Below are 18,249 nucleotides of genomic sequence, written 5' to 3' on the forward strand. Positions count from 1 at the left end.
CGCGGTCCCCGTCGCCGGCCGGCCCTCCCGGGCGGTCGGGCGGCGGGGATCCGGCGTGGGGCGCGGGGCGTTGCCGGCGCCCGAGGGTGCGGCCCGACGCGGCGTCCGGGGGCGGCAGGCGGCGTCCCACGCGGAAGCCGGGCCGGAGGTCCTCCCTCCGGCCCGGCTCCCGTCGCGCCGCGTCCGCCGTGTCGGCCGCGTCCGCCGCGTAGGTCGTCCACCCCGCTCCGCGGGCGGCCGTTCAGGCCGATGCCGCCGGCCCGGTCCTGCCCGCCCGGGCCACCAGCGGCCGGCTGCCCAGGCCGACGAACAGCAGGAGCGCGCCCAGCACCAGCCAGCCGGGCAGCCCCATTCCGAGCGGCAGCAGGCTCATCACCGCCGGGGCGACCGCCTGCACGGCCCCGCTGCCCAGCCCGAACACCCCGGCGTACTGCCCCTGCAGGTGGGCGGGCGCGAGCCCGAAGCAGTACTGGGTCGAGGCGGCCGCGTACCAGAGCTCGCCGAGGGCGAAGACGGCCATGCCGCCCATGAGCAGCCCCGTCGCCGTCCAGCGGGAGGGCCCGTCGGCCAGTGCCATGAGCGTCAGCCCGGCGGCGAATGCCACGCCGGCCCAGGCCATGCGCTGACCGGCCGCGTGCACGTCGTGCACCCCCCGGCTGACCTTGACCTGGAGCAGCACCACGAAGGCCATGTTGAGCACCAGGACCGCCGAGACCACCCACCGGGGCGCGCTCGTGTGCGCGACGATCCACAGCGGCAGCAGGAACCCGGACACGGCGTAGTTCAGCGACAGCACCGCATTGGCGAGCGTGGCGCTGAGGTAGGTGCGGTCGCGCAGCGCGGCCCAGCCCCGTTCCCGCTTCCCGGCGCCGGCCGCGATCCTCGGCAGCCGCAGCAGGATGAGGCCGCAGCTCACGTAGGCCAGGGCCCGGCAGACCACCAGGGCCAGGTACGCGGGCCGGCTGTCGATCTGGATCGCGAAGCCGGCGGCGACCGAGCCGAGCGCGAGGGCCAGGTTCGTCACCGACCGCAGGTAGCCGATGAGAACCGTGGGGTTCCCGTCGGCCACCCCGCGGATGAGCGGAGCCTTGCTGGCCACGTCCGCGGGAATGATCATCCCCGCGACCAGGGAGACCGCCAGGAAGGACCAGAAGGAACCGATCAGGGTGAAGCAGGAGATCACCGCCCCGCCGCAGAGCATGACCGTGACGTGGACCCGTTTGGGTCCCCACTGGTCCGCCAGCCGTCCGACCAGGACCCCGGCGATCAGGCCCGCCATCGCCCCGCCGAACAGGCCGATGGCGACCTGCCCGGCCGGCAGCCCCACGACGCGCGTGAAGTACAGCGCGCTCGCCGTGGTGAACATCCCGCCGCCGAAGCTGTTGGCGAAGGTGGCGAAGGTCAGGACGCGCTGCGCCGGCGATGCGGGGAGCAGCCTGCGCAGGCCGCCGCCCCGGGCGGGCCCGGGCACGCTCGTCGTCACCGCCACAGCGCGTCCCCGAAGCGGACACCGGGGCGCAGCGCGGGCTGGAGCGCGCGCAGTTCGCGCGGGGTGAGCCCGTCCGGGACGATCCTCACCTGCGGCCCGAACCAGTCCCACACCTTGGCGAACCGCCGCTGCAGCTCCTCGGGGGTGTCCGCCGCCACCATGAACTGGCCGATCCGGTGGTTCGTACCGGCGACGGCCGGGGTGTGCGCGCCGACGGGCCGCTCGATCCGGACGAACTCCACCCCCGGCCGCGCCATGACCTGGTCCGCCGAGGGACAGTCGAGCAGCAGCCCCGCACCGGCGGTCAGGTACGCGCCGCCGATGGCTCCCGGGCGGATCTTGACGTCGATCTCCGGACGCCGTCCGAGCGCGACCTGGATGGCGCACGCGGCCAGGTCGACGTTGAACTTCGCGTGCACCACCTCCTGAACGAGTGCGCCGCCCCGGCGCGCGGCACACTCGCCGAAGGTGAGCGCACCGGTCCCGGGGTCGTGGAAGAGCTCCATGTGGAACATCCCGTCCCGCAGGCCCAGCGCCGCGAGCGAGGCCGACACCACGGGAAGGGCCCGGTCGTAGGCCCAGTCCTCCTCGGCGGGGTCGAAGTGGCGGAAGTTGAGCGGGCGTCCGCTGTCGACGGCGGTCAGGCAGGGGTCGCCGTACCGGCCGAGCGCGCAGAACAGCAGCTCGCCCTCGAACACCACGCCGTCGGCTATCCATTCCTCACCCCGGACGAACTCCTCCAGGACGAAGGTGCGCTGAGCGGTGCCCTGCCGCCGGTACTCCTCGCTGCGGCCGCGCAGTTCCGCCACCGAGGACACGACGGTGGTCCGCTCGGTGGCCGCTCCCGCGACCGGCTTCAGCACGGCCCGGTCCGAAGGGAGCCGGGTGATCCCGGCGACGTCGTGGACGTCGTCGACGACCACGGTCTCCGCCGTGGCCAGGCCCGCCGCCCTGATCTCCCGCTTCTGCACCGCCTTGTCCCGGAAGCGCACGGCGACATCGGGCGGCACGGCCGGCAGACCGAGGTGGGCGGCGAGCAGACCGACCATCACCAGGGAGTCCTCGGCGGTGGTGTACACGGCATCGAAGGACCCGGAGGTCAGCCCGGCGCGGGCGAGCGCCATGAGCACGGCCTCGGCGCTGGTGTGGTCGTCGACGCGGATGACCGTGACCTCGTCCGGTATCGCGATGTGCCCCTGCTCCCAGGTGGCCGCGCCACAGACGACGGTGACCTCCAGGCCGAGGCGGACGCATGCCCGCATGCCGTAGCGGTCGAGGCCCACGATCAGGATCCGGTGGGGGCTTGCGTTCTCCATGCGCTGCCTTCCTCGTGCTCAGAAGCCACGCCCGAAGTTGCCAATTCGGGCAACAGTATGGCGCTTCATTAACCCAGCACGGAAAGCGAGTTGTCAACAACGGCAAACATTATTGCCTGTCTCTGGCAAGCGTGGCAGGGCGGTTCAGGGCCCACCCGCCCCTCGGGTCACTCCTCGTTGAGCCAGCCGCAGACGTAGTACTGCTGGTCCGCGTCCCGCTCGATGATCCATTGGTTGAGGACGTCGCCCGCGAGCTTCCCGGTCACGGGGTCCCGACGGGTGATCCTCGCTTCCACGCTGAGCTCGTCCCGGTCCGGCGGGATCTCGTAGGGCTGGAGTTCCCAGCGGTCCACGTAATAGCCGTTGAGGACGAATCCCAGCAGGGTCGAGCGCAGCCGGGGGCAGGTGCCCCGGCGCAGCGAGGTCATGTCGTGGTCGGCCAGGCCGTTCATGTAGACCGCGAAGACGCGCTCGACGGCCTGGCGGTCGAGGGGGGTGCGCGTGGACTCGGGCGTGGGGGTGGGGCTGGGACTGGGCGAGGCAGCCGGCGTGGGCGAGGCGGAAGGGGGAGACGATGACGGCGACGGGGAGCGGTGGGCGGGCGTCGTGGAGCCGGTCGCGCGGCCGCGGCCGGCGTCGTCGTCGGTGGACCCGGCCGCCGGTAACCACCAGGGCATCGCGAGCACGGCCGCCACGAAGACCACCGCCAGACCCGGCACGTACCTCCACCGGACGCGGCGGGCGGGGCCGGGCGCCGTCGGGACCACCGGTTCCGCACCCGGGCCGGCTCCCGGCGACGCACCCAGCCGCAGCGTGGACGCGGATGCCGGCACGGGGTCCGGCCGGGACGGCCCGGCCCTGCCCGCCGGCCCGGCGAGCAGGCCGTACGCTTCATCGGCGGTGAGGCGCTGCGCCGGGTCCTTGCGGAGCAGGCCCGCCAGCACGGGCGCGAGCTCCTCGGCGCGCACGGCGGTGGCGGGCTCCTCGGTGGCGATGGCGACGAAGACGGCCCAGGAACCGGAGCCGCTGAACGGAGGGTTTCCCTCCACGGCGGTGAACAACGTCGCGCCCAGCGACCACAGATCGGAGGCGGCGGTCGCCGGAAGCCCGCGCACCTGCTCCGGGGACATGTAGACGGGGGTCCCCATGAGGGCCCCCGACCTGGTCAGACCGGGCTCGCCTTCCACGGCGGCGATCCCGAAGTCGGTCAGCACCACCCGGTCACCTTCGAGCAGCACGTTGGCGGGTTTGATGTCCCGGTGCGTGACACCCGTGGCGTGCACGGCGCGCAGCGCGTCCAGGACCTGCAGACCGATCTCCGCCACCCGGGCCGGCGGGAGCGGGCCGTCCTCCTTGATCAGATCGTCCAGTGACCGGCCGTGGACGAGTTCCATCACGATCCACGGGCGGCCGTCATCGCCGGCTATCCGGTCGTGGACGGTGATGACCCCCGGGTGTTTCGGCCTGGCGGCCGCCCGCGCCTCGCGGTCGAGGCGGCCGATCCAGGCCTTGCGCCCGGAGGCGTCGAGGTCGTCGGGGAGCCTGAGCTCCTTGAGGGCGACCTCCCGGTCGAGTTGCTCGTCATGGGCCCGCCAGACCGTCCCCATGCCGCCCTGGCCGAGCAGTTCGGCCAGCCGGTACCGGCCGCCCAGCAGTCCTCCGCGATCGTGAGTCACGCCCGGAACCTAACCCATGCGCCCGGCCCCGCTGACGGCCGTCTCCTGCATCGCCGACCAGATGACATGCCCGGCGGGGTCAGCAGGTGCGGCGGCAGCGGGACAGGGCCGGTCCGCCGAGGACCGCGCGTCACCACACCGTGGCCCGGCCCCGGACCACACAGGGGGCCGATCCAGGTATTACCACCCCGTATGGCCACGCCCGCCTGGCCGAGGCGTCGCACCCGGCTGAGGATGCTGCACGGCACCCGCCACACGGCGGGCCGTGCCGTCCCCAGGCCACGACTCAGGAGAAGCGATGCCCGAAACCCCCGACAGCCACGACGCAGCACAGGCCGGGAGCCAGGAGAGGAGACAGCCCCGGTCCTGGCTCAGGCGCCGCGCATGGCTGGTGGGCACCCTGGCGGTGATGAGCACGGCATTGGTGCCGGCCGTCGCCCCGCAGGCGGCCGTGGTCAAGCCGAAGCCGAAGACGGTCAGCCGCCTGTACGTGACCAACTTCGAAACCGACTCCGTTTCGGTGATCAACGCCCTCACCAACGCGATCATCGCCACCATCCCCGTCGGTGACACGCCGGCTGACGTGGCGGTGGACGCGGGACGGGCACGCGCTTACGTGACCAACCGCGAGAGCGACAACGTCTCGGTGATCAACGCCAACAACAACTCGGTGATCACCACCATCACGGTAGGCAGTGCCCCCCAGCAGGTCGCCGTCGATCCGGGCCGGGCCCGCGCCTACGTGACCAACGCCGCCTCGGAGACGGTTTCCGTCATCAACACCGAGACGAACACCGTCGTCACCAGCATCCCCGTCGCCTCCCCGTTCGGGGTGGCGGTGGACCCGGCCCGCGCCCGCGCCTACGTGTCCAACCGGGAGGACGACACCGTATCGGTGATCAACACCGACTCGAACACGGTGGTCGACACTGTCCCCACCGGTGACGGCCCGTTCGACGTGGCGGTGGACTCGGACCGGGCCCGCGCCTACGTGACCAACCAGAGCAGCAACAACCTGACGGTCATCAACACGGAGACGAACGCGGTGGTCACCACCGTCCCCACCGGCACCAGCCCCACCGGGGTCGCGGTGGACCCGGGCCGTGACCGTGCCTACGTCGTCAACTTCGACGACGACTCGGTGACGGTGGTGAACACGGAGACCAACGCGGTGGTCGGCACCCTCGCCGTCGGCGACGAGCCGGCCCGCGTGGCGGTGGACCCGGCCCGCGCCCGCGCCTACGTCACCAACTCGGCATCGGACACGGTCTCGGTGATCAACACCGAGACCGACACGGTGGTCGACACCTTCGCCGCCGGCGACGGTCCGGTCGGGGTGGCCGTCCTCACCGGGTCCGGCAACGGCAAGGGCAAGGACCGCCCGTAAGCAGCGCGTACGACGCCCACAGCGGCGCGCGCGGCCGATGGGGCACCGCCGAGCGGTGCCCCATCGGTACGTCTGCGCGGCCGGCGGGCTTCGGGTCGTCAGGCGGGGAGTGCGGGGTTGGGCGTGAGGATGCGGGCGAGGACGTCCTCGACTTCGGTGCGGGTGGGGGGCCGGGAGGCGGCCAGGCCTTGCAGGCTGAGCCCGTTCATGGCCGCGGTCGCGGTGCGGGCGGTGACGGGGTCGGTGTAGGGGAGCAGTGCGTTGACGGTGGCCTCGGTGTACCGGTCGACCAGGGGGCGCAGGGCCGGGCGGCGCAGCGCGGCGAGGTAGAGCTCCAGCTCGACGACCTCGTAGGCGCGGTCGCGGTCGGGCCCGAAGTAGCTCATGAGGGCGTCGGTGAGCAGCACGACGAGCTGGTGGGCGGTGAGGTCGGGGCGCTGGGCGACCCAGTCGTGGAGCATGGCGGCGTAGCGCTCGTACGCCTGCTGGAGGGCGGCCTGGATGAGGTCGTCCTTGGTTTTGAAGTGGTAGGTGGTGGCGCCCAGCGGGACGCCGGCCTCCTCGGCGACCGCCCGGTGGGTCAGCCCCTCGATGCCGCGGTCGGCGATGACGCGGCCGGTCGCGGCGGCGATCTCCGCGATGCGGCGTTCGGGATCGCGGCGGCGACGAGCGGGACCGTCCTGGGGCACGGTGGCGACTCCTGAGAGCTGCGAGGAGAAATCCAGTACATGCGTACTGTACTCCCCGCCCGAGGCGCGCGCCGCCGAGACAAGGCCTACAGCAGCTACAGACCCAGGCCTGCGCCCCCTCCCTCGGCGCTTCGGGGAGCGATATGCCCGATTTGCGTGCCATCTAGTACGGATGTACATTACGTATGTACTGTTTCAAGACGAGGTCGACCCGCCCAGGGCCCGCTCGCGATGCCTTCCCCCCTCTCTTGCCGCCGCCACACGCTGACGACGCGGTCCCGTACCCATGGAGTGATCTTGATGAAGACCGGCAATGCCGCACGCCCCGCTGCCACTGGCCGCGTGACGTCGTACGCGTTCTGGGGGCCCGACGGCCGGGCGCTCGCGGAGTTCTACGCCGCCGTTCTGGGCTGGAAGGTCGCCCAGGAGTTCCCGAACGAGCACGGCGTGCCCACCGCGTTCTACGTCACCGACGGCGCCACGGCGTACGTCTTCTACACGGCCCGGGACTTCAAGGCGCCGAACTGGCCCGAGGAAGAGCTGCCCTTCCACCTGGACCTGGCCTTCGACGACGTCGCCGCCGCCGAGGAGCACCTGCTGGAGCTGGGCGCCACCAAGCCGGGCCACCAGCCCGGCGGCGAGCACTGGACGGTCCTGCTGGACCCCTCCGGCCAGCCCTTCTGCATCAGCGACGGCGCCTACACCCCCGACGCGTAACCAGACCCGACCCACTTCACCCCACCCCCCGCCCGCACGAGGGCACCACAGCGAGGAACCACCATGGGCTACGCACCCTGCTTCAGCGTCAAGGACACCGCGGCCAGCATCGCCTTCTACGAGCAGCTCGGCTTCACCACCGACTCCAGCGGGGCCAAGGCCGGCGACGACATCCACATGCTGTTCTACGGCGGCGAGTTCTGCGGAATGCTCTACAGCAACGCGGAGCTGAAGAACTGGCTGCCCGTCCTCGCCGACACCCCGATCGGCTTCGCCGGCATGCACTACCTGGGCGTCGACGACCTCCAGGCCGCGTACGACCGGATCGCCCGGCACGCCGAGATCGTCAAGCCCCTCGCCGAACACAACGGCATGCGCCTGTTCTACTTCCGCGACCTCGACGGCTACGTCATCGGCGTCAACGAGAAGTCGGCCGCCCCCGCCGTCTGACCCCCAGCCGTCCAGCCCCCTCCCGCCCAGCCACCCTCCCCCTCCAACGCGCACACGCCGCCGGCCAAGGCCGGCCGCGCCCGGGCACACAGGTGGTCCTGTCCGGCTGGCCGGCGGCGCCAGCGGCGGCGTGATGCCGATCAGCTGGCAGGCGCCCTTGCCCGGGCGCTTTGACGGATGAGCGCTCGGCCGTGGCCCGGGGTCCACGCCGTACCGCTCGACGCCTGCGCCCGGCCCCGGGGCCACACCAGGGAGAGCGTCAACGCGACGCCCCGACAGTCCACCCCTGTGGGTGACCATCCCGGAGGGACAGGCACCCGCTTCCCGCCGTTCTGCCCGGACACCAGGTCGCAGAGGAACCGTTCCCGCCGCATTTGCCCCGTACGGCGGTCCCGTGCGGTGACGCCGGCCCGCTGGATAAACGCGTCAACCTGAAATGACGTGTCTGCCTCCCCGTCGCCTACCGCCGCGCGGCGGTCCGCGCTGTCCTGGGGCGGTGCCGGGGACGAGCGCCCGGCACGGCCGGCGGGGAGAGCTGCCCCGGCGGCCCAGGCGGAGGACGCTCTCCAGCAGGTGAAGGGACACGCATGTCGAACGAGCTCAAGTACGGCGACCGGATCCATCTGCAGAACGGCTACAACAACTGGCAGGGCGGCTACCTCGACACCAACGGCCACGCCGGCAACAGCGGGGCCAAGTACGAGGTCTCCACCACGGACACCCCCAACCGCGGCACCGGCACGGGCACCTGGGAGGTGCTCTCCGCCTCCGGCAAGCCGGCCGGCGCCGCGGTCGTCACCGGTGACCTGATCTACCTGCGCAACCTCTACGGCGGCGACGGCGGCTATCTCGACACCAACAACCACGCCACCACCGGCCAGAAGAACGCCGGCGGCAAGTACGACGTCTCCACCTCCAAGGACAGGGACCGGGCGGAAGGCACCGGCCGCTGGCGGATCTTCGCCCAGACCTCCGGCCCGCTCGACCAGAGCGTCCGCGTCGGCGACACCGTCCACCTGTTCAACACCTACGGGGACAACGGCGGCTTCCTGGAGACGAACCACAACAGCACCGCCTCGGGCGGCAAGTACGACGTGTGCACCAACGGCTACTACAACCGCGGCAACTCCACCGTCGCCGACTGGAAGGTCCACAAGGCCCCGGCCTGACCAGCCCGACGCCCCGCCCCGGACCCACCCGCCCGGGGCGGGCGTCGACGCCGCGCACGGCCACATCCGGTCTTCGGCCCTTGACGGGCCGCCGGGCCGCTCGCCGCCGCGGGCGCCGGGCTCCCGACCGGCCCGCGCACCGCTGCGGTGCCGGGCCGTTCACCCGGCCGGCACGGAGGCGCCGGCCAGTTCGCGGTAGAAGGAGCTGGCGCCCAGGAGTTCGTCGTGGGTGCCGGTGGCGAGGAGCCGCCCGTCGTTGAGGACCACGATGGCGTCGGCGTCCTTGACCGAGGACATGCGGTGGGAGACGAGGACCACCGCGGTGCTCCGGCTCACCGCACGGACGGTCTCCATGACCACCTTCTCGCTGGCGGAGTCGAGACCGGAGGTCACCTCGTCCAGCAGCAGGAGCTCGGGGTCGCGCGCCAGCGCCCGGGCGATGGCGATGCGTTGCCGCTCACCGCCCGAGACCGCGGTGCCGCCGGAGCCCAGGGGGGTGTCCAGGCCCTCGGGCAGGCGGTCGAGCAGGCCGGTCAGGCCGACCTTGCCCAGGACCTCCCCGGCCTTGCCCCGGTCGGTGCCGGGCAGCCCGTAGCAGACGTTCTCCAGCAGGGTGCCGCAGAGCAGGGGGCTGTCCTGTTCCACGTACCCGATGCGGCGGCGCAGCTCGTGCAGGGGTAGTCCGGCCACGTCCCGGCCGTGGATGCGGATGTGCCCGGACACCGGCTCGTGGAAGCGTTCCAGGAGCGCGAGGACGGTGCTCTTGCCGGACCCGGACGGGCCGACGAGGGCCGTCAGCCCGCGGTGCGGGACCTGCAGACTGACGCGGGTCAGGACGGGGTGCCCGGTGTCGTAGCGGAACGAGACGTCGTCCAGCGTCAGCAGGGGCGCGGCGGGACGGGGTACGGGCAGCGGGGGTGCCGGGGTCCGCGCGGGTCCCGGGTCCTCGGCCGGGAGGCCGTCCAGCTCCTCCAGGCGTTGGACGGCGGCGAGCCCCACCTGGACGGTGCCGAGCGCCTGCACCAGGGCGTCCAGCGGCTGCATGACGTAGAAGAGGTACAGCAGGAAGGCCACCAGCCCGGCGGACGAGAGGTCCCCGGACGCGACCTGCGCCCCGCCCACTCCGAGGACCGCCAGGAAGGCCGTCTGGACCGACACGGTCATGGCGGTGCCCGCGACGGCCCGCCAGCCGGCCGCCTTGATGCCGTGCCGCCAGGCCCGCTCCGCGGCTCGCTCGGCGGCGGCGGCCTCCCGCCCTTCCGCACCGAACGCCTTGACGGTCCGCAGCGCGTTCAGGGCGGGTTCGAGCACGGCGCCCAGAGCGCCCACGGACTGCTGCACCTGCGCGGCGGACTCGCGCATCCTGGGCAGTGCCACGCCCGCCGACAGGGCGACGAGCAGCAGCGCGCCCGCGGTGACGGCCATCAGCAGGGGTGCCGTGAACGCCATCAGGGTGATGCAGCCGATGATCAGCAGGCCGCTGGAGAAGATCTGGGTGACGGCGTGCGACACCGTCTGGCGCAGCACGGCCGCGTCACTGGTGACCCGGGTGAGCAGGTCGCCCGGCTGCAGCCGGTCGGCCGCGTCGACCTTCAGGCACAGGATGCGGTGGATCAGCCTCTTGCGGGTCCCGAGCACGATCGTCTCGGCGGTGCGCTCCAGCAGGAAATCGCCGCACGCGGTCAGCACGGCCGCGGCCACGACCAGGAGCGCCAGGAGGACGAACGGCGCCGGCGAGGGGCCGTGCTCGCCGAGCGAGCTGATCACGTCCTTCGCCATGAGGGGCTGGAAGAGCCCGGCGACCCCGCCCGCCAGGCTCAGCGCGGCTCCCGCGCCGAAGACGGCCTTGGCGGGGGCCAGCGAGCGCAGCAGGAAGCGCAGGCTGCTGCCGGAGGGGGCGTCAGGCGGCATCGGCGTGCGGGCCGGCCGGCTGGGGAACCGCCCTCTGGGCCTGCCGCCCGCGGCTCCCGGGGACGACGACCCGCCCGTCGGTGATGAGCGCGAACCGCTCCAGACCGGGAATCACGACGCTGACGACGGACACCCCGTTGGCGAACGTGTGCAGGGGGCGGACGTAGGGGGTGTGCCCCCGCCGAGCCAGCTGCTCCACCAGGGCCGCGAGGTACTGCTCCGGCTGGCCGCACGTCGGCGTCTCCGTGAACGGAACCGTACGGGCGCTGCCGAGGGCCGGGCGCAGGTCCATCTCGGAGCAGCGCATGAGCACCGGGTAGTCCTCCAGGGAGCTGCGCTCGGGGTGGTCGTAGCCGGGGCGGGAGGTGACGGCGACGCACTGGATCAGCTCGGTGAGCGCCCGCTCCGCCGCGTACGCGGAGACCAGGGACGTGCCGCAGCCGCGCCGGATCATGCCGGGCTGCTGCGGGGCCGACCAGGCCATGAAGCTCGGGATGCCGATGTCGCTCGTCATGTCGATGAGGACGACCGGCGCGCCCACGCGCTCCTCGGTCGCCTTCAGGAGCGAGGCGAGCCGCTGGGGCAGGGTGTCCGGGTCGACGACGGTCAGCGGCGTGGGCTGCGGGGCGAGGAACGTGCGGATCAGCAGCAGGGAGAACGCGTCGCGCTCGACCACTTCGTTGACGGCGTGCACCGTGGCCTCGGTGACGGTGGCGCCGGTGGCGCAGCCGCTGTTGACGCTGTAGCGGCCGAGGGCGCCGTAGGAGTAGTGGTCCCCCAGCCGCGACCGCAGGTCCTTGGCCTCGTCCTCCAGGTACCAGGGGCAGTTGACGAACACCGGCACGTCGCAGGTGGCGTCCCCGTGCACGGCGCGATGGCTGCGGCACGCCACCTGCCCGTCCGGGCCGGCGGAGAGGAGGAGCGAGGAGACGTCCGGCGCGAAGGGGCCGGTGGAGATCTCGTGCGCGGAGCGGAGGGTGACGTCGGCGGGTTCTATGGTGACCGTGGCGGCGAGGTGGTGTTCCAGCGCCTCGTAGAGCGCCCCCACCTTGGCGGCCTGGCCGAAGCCCTTGCCGCACCCGGCGAGGCTGGGGACCGGCGTCCCGTCCTCCTCGTGCAACTGGCAGTGCCACGCCCCCGGGTCCCCGCCCAGGTCGGTGTACGCGGCCGTCAGCCCCAGCGCGGCGAGGGCCTCCGTGCCGCGCTTCCAGGACTCCGCCAGCGGAATCTCTCGTTCGCCGTACTGGTGCAGCATCTTCCCACCCATGTCCGCTCGTGTTCTGCTCGCCGGAGGCGCCGCGGCGTCGGTTCCGCGCGGCGCGACGTCGCAGGCGGGCACGGGATGAGGATCCCGTGCCCGCCTGCTGGTACAACGCCTTACTTGTTGATCACAACCGTGCTCTCGGCGATGTCGAGGAGCTCGGCGATGGCGCCCTGCTCCGCCTCGGTCACGTCCGTGAGCTCGGTGCCCGGCAGAACGGTCTTCTTCCAGTTACGGCCCCAGTCAAAGCTACCCATGACAACTCCTCAGTGAGTGAAGTGATACGAGAGGAAGAGCGACGGTCCCGCCGGGTTGCTGTGGCTTCCCGGCGGGGGCCCTTCCGAGATCAAGACTCCCGTACGCCACCGGCCGGGAGAATGGCCGCAAGGGCAGCCCCAGGGGCAACCGCGCGCCCGAAAACGGCCCTTGAGGACGTGAACCCGAACGCTCCGAAACGCATCGCACCCGGCCCCCGGTACCGAGGTAAACGGCACCAAACCCCCTCATAACAGGAAGTAAGTCCGTACATTCCCGCGGGCAGCGTCCCGGGCCGGAAGGGAGCGCGGATGCGCGACAGCTCCCAGGGCCCCAGTTGCACGATTTCCTGACAACTAGCCCTTACGACTCATTTTCCACCATTCCCCTATGTGACACCGACATGATGCGCTGTCATATTCCTGCGTCGGATTGCCCGCTTCATCTCGTTGCACCCATCAGGGGAAGGCAGGAACATGGGCAAGTTCAGGTACGGAACCACTGCGTCGGCCATCGTGCTGGCCGCCGTGGGATCGCTCGCGGCCGCGGGAGGCACGGCCCACGCGGAGGCGGGCCAGGACACCATCGCCATGCTGAAACAGGAGAAGACCCAGTGGTGCTGGGTCGCCTCCGGGCTGACCATCGCGAAGTTCCAGGGGTTCGGATCCACACAGACCGACTTCTGCAACCGCGCCCAGCCCCACTACGGCTGCAACAACCAGCCCGCGACCCTCGACGACATGGCCCGGGGCTGGAGCAGCCTGGGCCTGACCCACACGGGCTCGGGCCTGAGCAGCGCGGCCACGTTCAACCAGGTGTACACCGACGTGAAGGCGGCCCGGCCGATCGGCGCCCGCATCGGGTGGACCTCCGGCGGCGGCCACATGAACGTCGTCTACGGCTTCGACACCTCGAACAACACGATCGCCGTGGCCGACCCGTGGCCGGACACCACCACCTACACCTGGTGGAACTACAACGACTACGTGAGCAACAGCTCCTCCAAGTGGACCCACTCCCGCATCGGCATCTCCCGCTAAGGCAGGCGACATGCGCGACACCAAAACGTCCAGCGGGCGGGCGGACTCCCGCCTCTCCCGCCTGTCCATCGTCATCGCACTGAGCGCGTCCGCACTGCTGTCCGTCGTCGGCCCGGCCCACGCGGCCCCGGCCAAGGACCCCCTCCCGGCCGACATCCCCGACTACCAGTCGGCCCTCGACGCGGTGAAGTCCACCGACGTCCGCAACGCGGTCTGCCGTTTCCTGCGCACTCCGGTGCCCACCGGCGGCGCCGGCGAGCCGGTACAGACGATCCCCGAAACGGCCGAGCCGTGCCAGGGACTCCCGGTCTTCACGATCAAGGACCCGGTGGCACGGAACGAGATCACCCCCGGGTTCGTCGCCGGCACCGCCCGGCCACTGCCCACCGAGGCGGTCAAGCTGACGCAGCTGGTCTCCTCGCTCAGCACCACCGTCAACGGCCGCAACGCGACCGTCATGCTCGCCCCCACCCAGGGCGGCGGCTGGCACCTGGCGGCCGTGCGCGACGGCGACACCGACGCCGCGTACGCCTCCAAGGCCACCGTCGGCACCCTGGTCTTCACCGAGCCCCAGATCCGCGGCTGGTACCAGCTCAAGCTCACCACCGTCGAGCCGCTCAACGACGAGGCCCGCCAAGGACTGGGCGGCCAGAGCTCGGTGTCGCTCAGCGACTACCAGAAACTGGTCAAGGCCCGTTACGCCGACAAGCTGCCCGGCTCGGAGTACGACACCAAGGGCTACTCCAGCGGCTACAGCACCCGGTCCAAGGAGGACGATCCCACGTCCTCCACCCTGCTCCTCGCCGGCGGTTCCGGCGCGGCACTCGCCCTCGCGGGCGCAGCCACCGTGCTCGGTCGGCGCCGGCGGGCCGGCACCCGCTGAGCCCGTCCCGTCCCTCACTCCGCTCCGGCAGCCGGCCGGACGGAGCGGGGCGCCGCCGCGCCACTGCGGCTCAGACCGGCGACGTGCCGCCGGCCGCGGGGGAGGGGTGCAGGGACTCGAAGTGAAAGGCGCTGATGTAGCAGTCGCGCGGCTGCTGGATCGCGAAGGTGATGCAGTCGATCACCGACTGCGCCGCGAGCGGGTCCATGGCAGAGCGCGGCGTGGCCTCCCACTCGGGGGACAGCGGGTCACGGCCGCTGTCGAAGTCCGGCGGGAACAGGGAGATCACCCGAACGCCCTGCGGGCGCAGGCGGCGTGAGAGGGCCTCGGTGAAGCCCCTCTGGCCGTGCTTGGCCGCGTAGTAGGCCTCGTGCGCCACGGGGTGCTGGGCGCCGGGCACCCCGCAGACCGAGACCATCGTGACCACATCGGGGTGGTCGGAGGCGAGGAGCAGCGGCAGGAGGTTCTTCGTCACGAGGATGGTGCCCGTGCTGCCCGACGCGACGGTGTCGGCCACGTCCTCGTCGGAGACCGAGAGCAGGTCGGGGCCCGCCAGCCAGCGGGCGCCGTTGTTGACCAGGACGTCGACGCGGTCGGTGCGACCGCCGACCGCCGACGCGAACGCGCGGATCGAGGCGGGGTCGGCGAGGTCGCAGGCGAAGGCGTGCACGCGGTCGTGGCCACGCTCGAGGATCTCGCCGCGGGTACGCTCGGCCGCTTCCAGGCCGCGTGCGGCCAGGAAGAGTTCGGCGCCGAGGCCGGCGAAGTGGTGGGCGAGCGCGCGGCCGAAGTCGCGGCCCGCACCGGTGATGACCACACGGCGGTCGGTGAGGCTCATGTCGTTCTCTCGATCGGCGGGTGATGAACAGCGAGTGGGCCCCGGCCGCGTACGCACCGGGCCAAGACCCTTCAGCGGGACCGGCGTCGGGCCGGCCACGGCAGGGCCGTCAACGGATGTTCAGTTCCAGGTGCGGGAGCACAGCACCAGGCGGTAGCCGTCCGGGTCGGCGATCGTTACTCCGTGCTCGTCCCAGTAGGGGTTGTGGGCCGGGACACGGGTGCCGCCCGCCTCCACCAGACGGCCGACCAACTCCTCGTCCGCCGGTTCCCCGAGGTAGAGCACGAACAGGTCGTCCACGGTCGGGGTGGGCTCCAGCGGGCGCTCGGGGTCGTGCGTCAGCTCGAAATGCCAGCCGGCGTCGGACGGGCCGAGCATGACGAGGTCGTGCTCGCCCGGGACGCGCTCGCCGGTACGCCACAGGACCTTCAGGCCCAGGCCGTCCACATAGAAACGTTCGGCCGCGGCCAGGTTCCGCGAGGGCCGCGCCACCCGGACGTGAACGGTGGAGTCGATCACGCCGAGGTCTCCAGCGCGGCGCGCCAGACCGGGCTGTCGACGTAGTGGTTGTCGAACCGCTCCGCCGACTCGGCGATCTCCTTCGGGTCGGCCTCCCCGCGCATGACCCGCCCGAGCAGGCGCAGGTAGTCGAACCGGCCCATGCCCGGCGTGAACACGAACAGGACGTCGGCTTCACACCCGGGCGCGGCCGCGAAGGCATGCGCGGTGCGGGGCGGCACGGCCAGGAAGTCGCCCGCCTCCAGGACGGTCACCTCCTCACCCACCAGCACCTGGAGGGATCCGCTGATCACGAAGAACAGCTCCGTCGCCTTGGTGTGGAAGTGTGCGGGTGCTCCCACTGCCCCCTGGGCGAAGGTGGACCGATAGCTGGTGAAGCCGTCGGCCGTGCCGTCCGAGTCGGCGAACAGCCTCATCACGCTGCTGGGGTCGGCGCAGGTCTCGGCGTCGGCATGACGGGTCAGCACGGGCCGGAAGGGCGCGGCGGACGGGATCGCGGCGGGTATGTCCTGGGGCATGACCCTGACTTTACGATCTTGAACCCTGCCCTGACCAGCTGCATTCGAGGCCGGCCCCCAAACCTTCGGCGACGGCCCCGCACGGCAGCCGCCGCACTCGGAGGCGCAGGCAGGCGCCGATGAGGCAACACCGGAAGGTGCGACCATCGTCGGATGCGAGGGATCGATGAGCTGGTCAACGTGGACGACCCGGCGTGGCCGGAGCTTCAGGGGATGCTCAGGGCGAGCTCCGTGCCGGTCCGAGTGCTGCCCGGAGACCCCAACGAGGGCCGCCGATGCCTTCTGCAGATGCAGGTCAGCGCGCGATCGGTGCTGGGTGCACTGGCGTGGAACACCGGCGGATTGCTCGTGGACGACGGGTGGGTGCGCGTGTTCGGCGGGGGTCCGGGTTCCGGCGCGGATGGGGGACTTCCGAGCCTGGCGCAGGTCAACCGTTTCCCCACGGACTTGGACCCTGGCTGGCACCCCGCGACGGGCCTCGTCGTCGGCCACGACATTGTCGGAGGGGTCTTCGCGTTGAACGGTGGCGATCCCGCGGCCGCCGGCCGCCCCGGGGCACCTGGCCAGATGACGTACTTCGCTCCCGACACTCTGGAATGGGAGGCGATGGAGATGGGCCACTCCGGCTGGGTCTCCTGGCTGCTCTCGGGCAGGCTCGAGACGTTCTACGACGGAACGCGCTGGTCCGGCTGGCGTGAGGAGACCGCGGCCCTGGCTTTCGGGCAGGGCCTTTCCGTATATCCGTTTCTGTGGTCCGAGGAGGCTCACGCCGATCTCGCGGCCACGAGTCGGCGGCCTGTGCCGATGCGCGAGGTACTCGCGGTCGCAGCGGACTTCGCCCGGCAGATGGGACCGTCCGATCCTGGTTTCCTGGGCGACGCGTGACCGGTTCGCTGTCGCCCCTGTGTGTCAGCGAAGCTCCGGAGTAGGGCGCCTGGGCCGAGGTCCTGCGAGCGAGACGGGGGGACAGCGATCAAGAAGCTCAACCCGGGCTTCTCCGGCCAGATCAACAGCCCGGCCGCCCAGGAGCCGCTCTCGCAGCACATCGCCGACTGGGACGACAAGCCCGCCCTCGGCGAGCAGCGCCGGGCCTTCCCGCACGCGCTGGAGGAAGCCGGCGACTGGCCCCGGTCGAGGGAGCTCCGGCTGATCGCCCTCGCCAACGGTCCGGCAACCGGCGCCGGCAACGGCATCCCCCCGGTGCCGACGCCCTGATCGGCAAGGGACCCGCCGTCTCCGGCACGACCCACGTGGCGGTGGACCCGGCCCGCGCCCGCGCCCACGTGACCGTCTCCGGGGAAGACAGGGTCGCGGTGATCAACACGGACACGGAGATCGACTGGGGCCCGCCCCCTGAGGGAGCGCCGGTCGCCGATCAGGCTGGCGATCCGTACAGCTAGCCGCACTGCGGCCCGTCACCCCGGCTCGTCCCGGAACCCATCACTGCTCGAGGACGATTATCTCGCTGTCGAGCACGTGAAAATCTATGTTGGTCGCAGTAGACATTACGCAGTGGTGTGGGTATGGTTTCTCTCGTAACCAAGAAGGACCGCAGGGCCCGGCAGAGACGAACTGCCGGGCAGCAGTACCCGCAGTTGCAGTTCGCATGACGGTGCGGTGGTGGAGTTTCGAAGCCAGGGTGGTTGCAGGACGGCGACGGGACTGACGACCGGACCGGGTGGCCCGCAGTGATCAGGGGCCGCCACCGCAGTGGCAGTACCCAGCAGCGAAGTAAGTGAGCAGTACCTCGGTGAAGGCGTCGGCTGCGGGCGCGCGCACCGGGAGGTTCGGCAGTGGGGTTCTAAGCCAGAGCAGACGCAGGACGGGCGACGGGGCTGGCTGCCGAAGAGTGGTGCTGTCACAGGCCACTGAGCAGTTCGCATTACCAGCAGTACGCAGGAGAGCAGTACCAGCATCACCAGCAGTATGCAGTTCCCGTTTGGCAAGTAGTTGATCACCGAGGGAAGAACGGAGGAACCCGCGCCATCAGGATCGCCCGGGCGGAGTCTTGAGCCCGGGTACCGCAGGACATCGATAGTGAGGTGGTCTCCGGTCACGCATCCGCGATCCCCGCACCCCCGGCAGCATTCAGGTCGGGCTTGCGGACAGAGAAGGCCGGCGCAGTATCAGG

Annotated in this window: 18 protein-coding genes; 8 read left to right on the top strand and 10 right to left on the bottom strand. The window is 71.6% G+C overall.

Annotation, left to right across the window (positions count from 1 at the left end):
* Positions 1-241: 241 nt before the first annotated feature.
* The 3 genes from ACZ4WZ_RS26885 to ACZ4WZ_RS26895 form a co-directional block, all read right to left on the bottom strand.
* Entirely contained in the window at positions 242-1,483 is a 1,242-nt protein-coding gene (locus ACZ4WZ_RS26885; protein ID WP_467894173.1) for an MFS transporter, read from the bottom strand.
* Positions 1,480-2,805: a hypothetical protein gene (locus tag ACZ4WZ_RS26890; protein ID WP_467894175.1), complete on the bottom strand. Its 1,326-nt coding sequence runs from the start codon at positions 2,803-2,805 to the stop codon at positions 1,480-1,482. Before ACZ4WZ_RS26890 ends, ACZ4WZ_RS26885 begins: the two co-directional genes overlap by 4 nt.
* 167 nt (positions 2,806-2,972) lie before the next feature.
* Positions 2,973-4,481 (bottom strand): serine/threonine-protein kinase, encoded by a 1,509-nt coding sequence (locus ACZ4WZ_RS26895; protein ID WP_467894177.1) that lies wholly within the window; start codon positions 4,479-4,481, stop codon positions 2,973-2,975.
* Between the two features lie 298 nt (positions 4,482-4,779).
* On the opposite strand from ACZ4WZ_RS26895, the gene ACZ4WZ_RS26900 reads away from it, so the two are divergent.
* Positions 4,780-5,868, top strand: a complete 1,089-nt coding sequence (locus tag ACZ4WZ_RS26900; RefSeq protein WP_467894179.1) for a YVTN family beta-propeller repeat protein — start codon at positions 4,780-4,782, stop codon at positions 5,866-5,868.
* Positions 5,869-5,966: 98 nt separating this feature from the next.
* On the opposite strand, the gene ACZ4WZ_RS26905 is transcribed toward ACZ4WZ_RS26900, so the two are convergent.
* Positions 5,967-6,557 (bottom strand): TetR/AcrR family transcriptional regulator, encoded by a 591-nt coding sequence (locus ACZ4WZ_RS26905; protein ID WP_467894181.1) that lies wholly within the window; start codon positions 6,555-6,557, stop codon positions 5,967-5,969.
* A 300-nt stretch (positions 6,558-6,857) separates the two neighbouring features.
* On the opposite strand from ACZ4WZ_RS26905, the gene ACZ4WZ_RS26910 reads away from it, so the two are divergent.
* The 3 genes from ACZ4WZ_RS26910 to ACZ4WZ_RS26920 all read left to right on the top strand — a co-directional run bounded on the left by ACZ4WZ_RS26910 (position 6,858) and on the right by ACZ4WZ_RS26920 (position 8,893).
* Entirely contained in the window at positions 6,858-7,274 is a 417-nt protein-coding gene (locus ACZ4WZ_RS26910) for a VOC family protein (protein ID WP_467894183.1), read from the top strand.
* Positions 7,275-7,337: 63 nt separating this feature from the next.
* On the top strand, positions 7,338-7,724 hold the full coding sequence (locus tag ACZ4WZ_RS26915) for a VOC family protein (RefSeq protein WP_467894185.1): 387 nt from the start codon (positions 7,338-7,340) through the stop codon (positions 7,722-7,724).
* Positions 7,725-8,311: 587 nt separating this feature from the next.
* On the top strand, positions 8,312-8,893 hold the full coding sequence (locus tag ACZ4WZ_RS26920) for a hypothetical protein (RefSeq protein WP_467894187.1): 582 nt from the start codon (positions 8,312-8,314) through the stop codon (positions 8,891-8,893).
* Between the two features lie 159 nt (positions 8,894-9,052).
* On the opposite strand, the gene ACZ4WZ_RS26925 is transcribed toward ACZ4WZ_RS26920, so the two are convergent.
* The 3 genes from ACZ4WZ_RS26925 to ACZ4WZ_RS26935 form a co-directional block, all read right to left on the bottom strand.
* Positions 9,053-10,804 carry an ABC transporter ATP-binding protein gene (locus ACZ4WZ_RS26925; RefSeq protein ID WP_467894189.1) on the bottom strand — a complete coding sequence of 584 codons (1,752 nt, stop codon included), beginning with the start codon at positions 10,802-10,804 and terminating at the stop codon, positions 9,053-9,055.
* The gene (locus ACZ4WZ_RS26930; protein WP_467894191.1) at positions 10,794-12,071 is read right to left on the bottom strand and encodes a YcaO-like family protein; all 1,278 of its coding nucleotides are present in this window, start codon (positions 12,069-12,071) and stop codon (positions 10,794-10,796) included. The genes ACZ4WZ_RS26925 and ACZ4WZ_RS26930 overlap by 11 nt, the downstream gene beginning before the upstream one ends.
* A gap of 110 nt (positions 12,072-12,181) precedes the next feature.
* Positions 12,182-12,322, bottom strand: coding sequence for a hypothetical protein (locus tag ACZ4WZ_RS26935; protein ID WP_467894193.1), 141 nt, complete (start codon positions 12,320-12,322; stop codon positions 12,182-12,184).
* 474 nt (positions 12,323-12,796) lie between these two features.
* Here ACZ4WZ_RS26935 and ACZ4WZ_RS26940 point away from each other — a divergent pair, with 474 nt between their 5' ends.
* Both ACZ4WZ_RS26940 and ACZ4WZ_RS26945 read left to right on the top strand, forming a co-directional pair.
* Entirely contained in the window at positions 12,797-13,360 is a 564-nt protein-coding gene (locus ACZ4WZ_RS26940) for a papain-like cysteine protease family protein (RefSeq protein ID WP_467894195.1), read from the top strand.
* A 10-nt stretch (positions 13,361-13,370) separates the two neighbouring features.
* Positions 13,371-14,243 carry a hypothetical protein gene (locus ACZ4WZ_RS26945; RefSeq protein ID WP_467894197.1) on the top strand — a complete coding sequence of 291 codons (873 nt, stop codon included), beginning with the start codon at positions 13,371-13,373 and terminating at the stop codon, positions 14,241-14,243.
* Between the two features lie 70 nt (positions 14,244-14,313).
* On the opposite strand, the gene ACZ4WZ_RS26950 is transcribed toward ACZ4WZ_RS26945, so the two are convergent.
* From ACZ4WZ_RS26950 to ACZ4WZ_RS26960, 3 genes are all read right to left on the bottom strand, one after another.
* Positions 14,314-15,081: an SDR family oxidoreductase gene (locus tag ACZ4WZ_RS26950; RefSeq protein ID WP_467894198.1), complete on the bottom strand. Its 768-nt coding sequence runs from the start codon at positions 15,079-15,081 to the stop codon at positions 14,314-14,316.
* Between the two features lie 120 nt (positions 15,082-15,201).
* Entirely contained in the window at positions 15,202-15,600 is a 399-nt protein-coding gene (locus ACZ4WZ_RS26955; RefSeq protein ID WP_467894200.1) for a VOC family protein, read from the bottom strand.
* Positions 15,597-16,118, bottom strand: a complete 522-nt coding sequence (locus tag ACZ4WZ_RS26960) for a cupin domain-containing protein (RefSeq protein ID WP_467894201.1) — start codon at positions 16,116-16,118, stop codon at positions 15,597-15,599. Before ACZ4WZ_RS26960 ends, ACZ4WZ_RS26955 begins: the two co-directional genes overlap by 4 nt.
* Before the next feature lie 153 nt (positions 16,119-16,271).
* Here ACZ4WZ_RS26960 and ACZ4WZ_RS26965 point away from each other — a divergent pair, with 153 nt between their 5' ends.
* Positions 16,272-17,003, top strand: coding sequence for a DUF2625 domain-containing protein (locus ACZ4WZ_RS26965; protein WP_467894202.1), 732 nt, complete (start codon positions 16,272-16,274; stop codon positions 17,001-17,003).
* A 21-nt stretch (positions 17,004-17,024) separates the two neighbouring features.
* Positions 17,025-17,333, top strand: a complete 309-nt coding sequence (locus tag ACZ4WZ_RS26970; RefSeq protein ID WP_467894204.1) for a hypothetical protein — start codon at positions 17,025-17,027, stop codon at positions 17,331-17,333.
* The last annotated feature ends 916 nt before the right edge of the window (positions 17,334-18,249 follow it).

This window comes from Streptomyces sp. NPDC029122 (assembly GCF_055569445.1).

Bases quoted from the DNA above. Each gene is read 5' to 3' on its own strand.
- ACZ4WZ_RS26890 (WP_467894175.1), bottom strand. From the start codon at position 2,805: ATGGAGAACGCAAGCCCCCACCGGATCCTGATCGTGGGCCTCGACCGC.
- ACZ4WZ_RS26900 (WP_467894179.1), top strand. From the start codon at position 4,780: ATGCCCGAAACCCCCGACAGCCACGACGCAGCACAGGCCGGGAGCCAG.
- ACZ4WZ_RS26910 (WP_467894183.1), top strand. From the start codon at position 6,858: ATGAAGACCGGCAATGCCGCACGCCCCGCTGCCACTGGCCGCGTGACG.
- ACZ4WZ_RS26915 (WP_467894185.1), top strand. From the start codon at position 7,338: ATGGGCTACGCACCCTGCTTCAGCGTCAAGGACACCGCGGCCAGCATC.
- ACZ4WZ_RS26920 (WP_467894187.1), top strand. From the start codon at position 8,312: ATGTCGAACGAGCTCAAGTACGGCGACCGGATCCATCTGCAGAACGGC.
- ACZ4WZ_RS26925 (WP_467894189.1), bottom strand. From the start codon at position 10,804: ATGCCGCCTGACGCCCCCTCCGGCAGCAGCCTGCGCTTCCTGCTGCGC.
- ACZ4WZ_RS26930 (WP_467894191.1), bottom strand. From the start codon at position 12,071: ATGGGTGGGAAGATGCTGCACCAGTACGGCGAACGAGAGATTCCGCTG.
- ACZ4WZ_RS26935 (WP_467894193.1), bottom strand. From the start codon at position 12,322: ATGGGTAGCTTTGACTGGGGCCGTAACTGGAAGAAGACCGTTCTGCCG.
- ACZ4WZ_RS26940 (WP_467894195.1), top strand. From the start codon at position 12,797: ATGGGCAAGTTCAGGTACGGAACCACTGCGTCGGCCATCGTGCTGGCC.
- ACZ4WZ_RS26945 (WP_467894197.1), top strand. From the start codon at position 13,371: ATGCGCGACACCAAAACGTCCAGCGGGCGGGCGGACTCCCGCCTCTCC.
- ACZ4WZ_RS26950 (WP_467894198.1), bottom strand. From the start codon at position 15,081: ATGAGCCTCACCGACCGCCGTGTGGTCATCACCGGTGCGGGCCGCGAC.
- ACZ4WZ_RS26960 (WP_467894201.1), bottom strand. From the start codon at position 16,118: ATGCCCCAGGACATACCCGCCGCGATCCCGTCCGCCGCGCCCTTCCGG.
- ACZ4WZ_RS26965 (WP_467894202.1), top strand. From the start codon at position 16,272: ATGCGAGGGATCGATGAGCTGGTCAACGTGGACGACCCGGCGTGGCCG.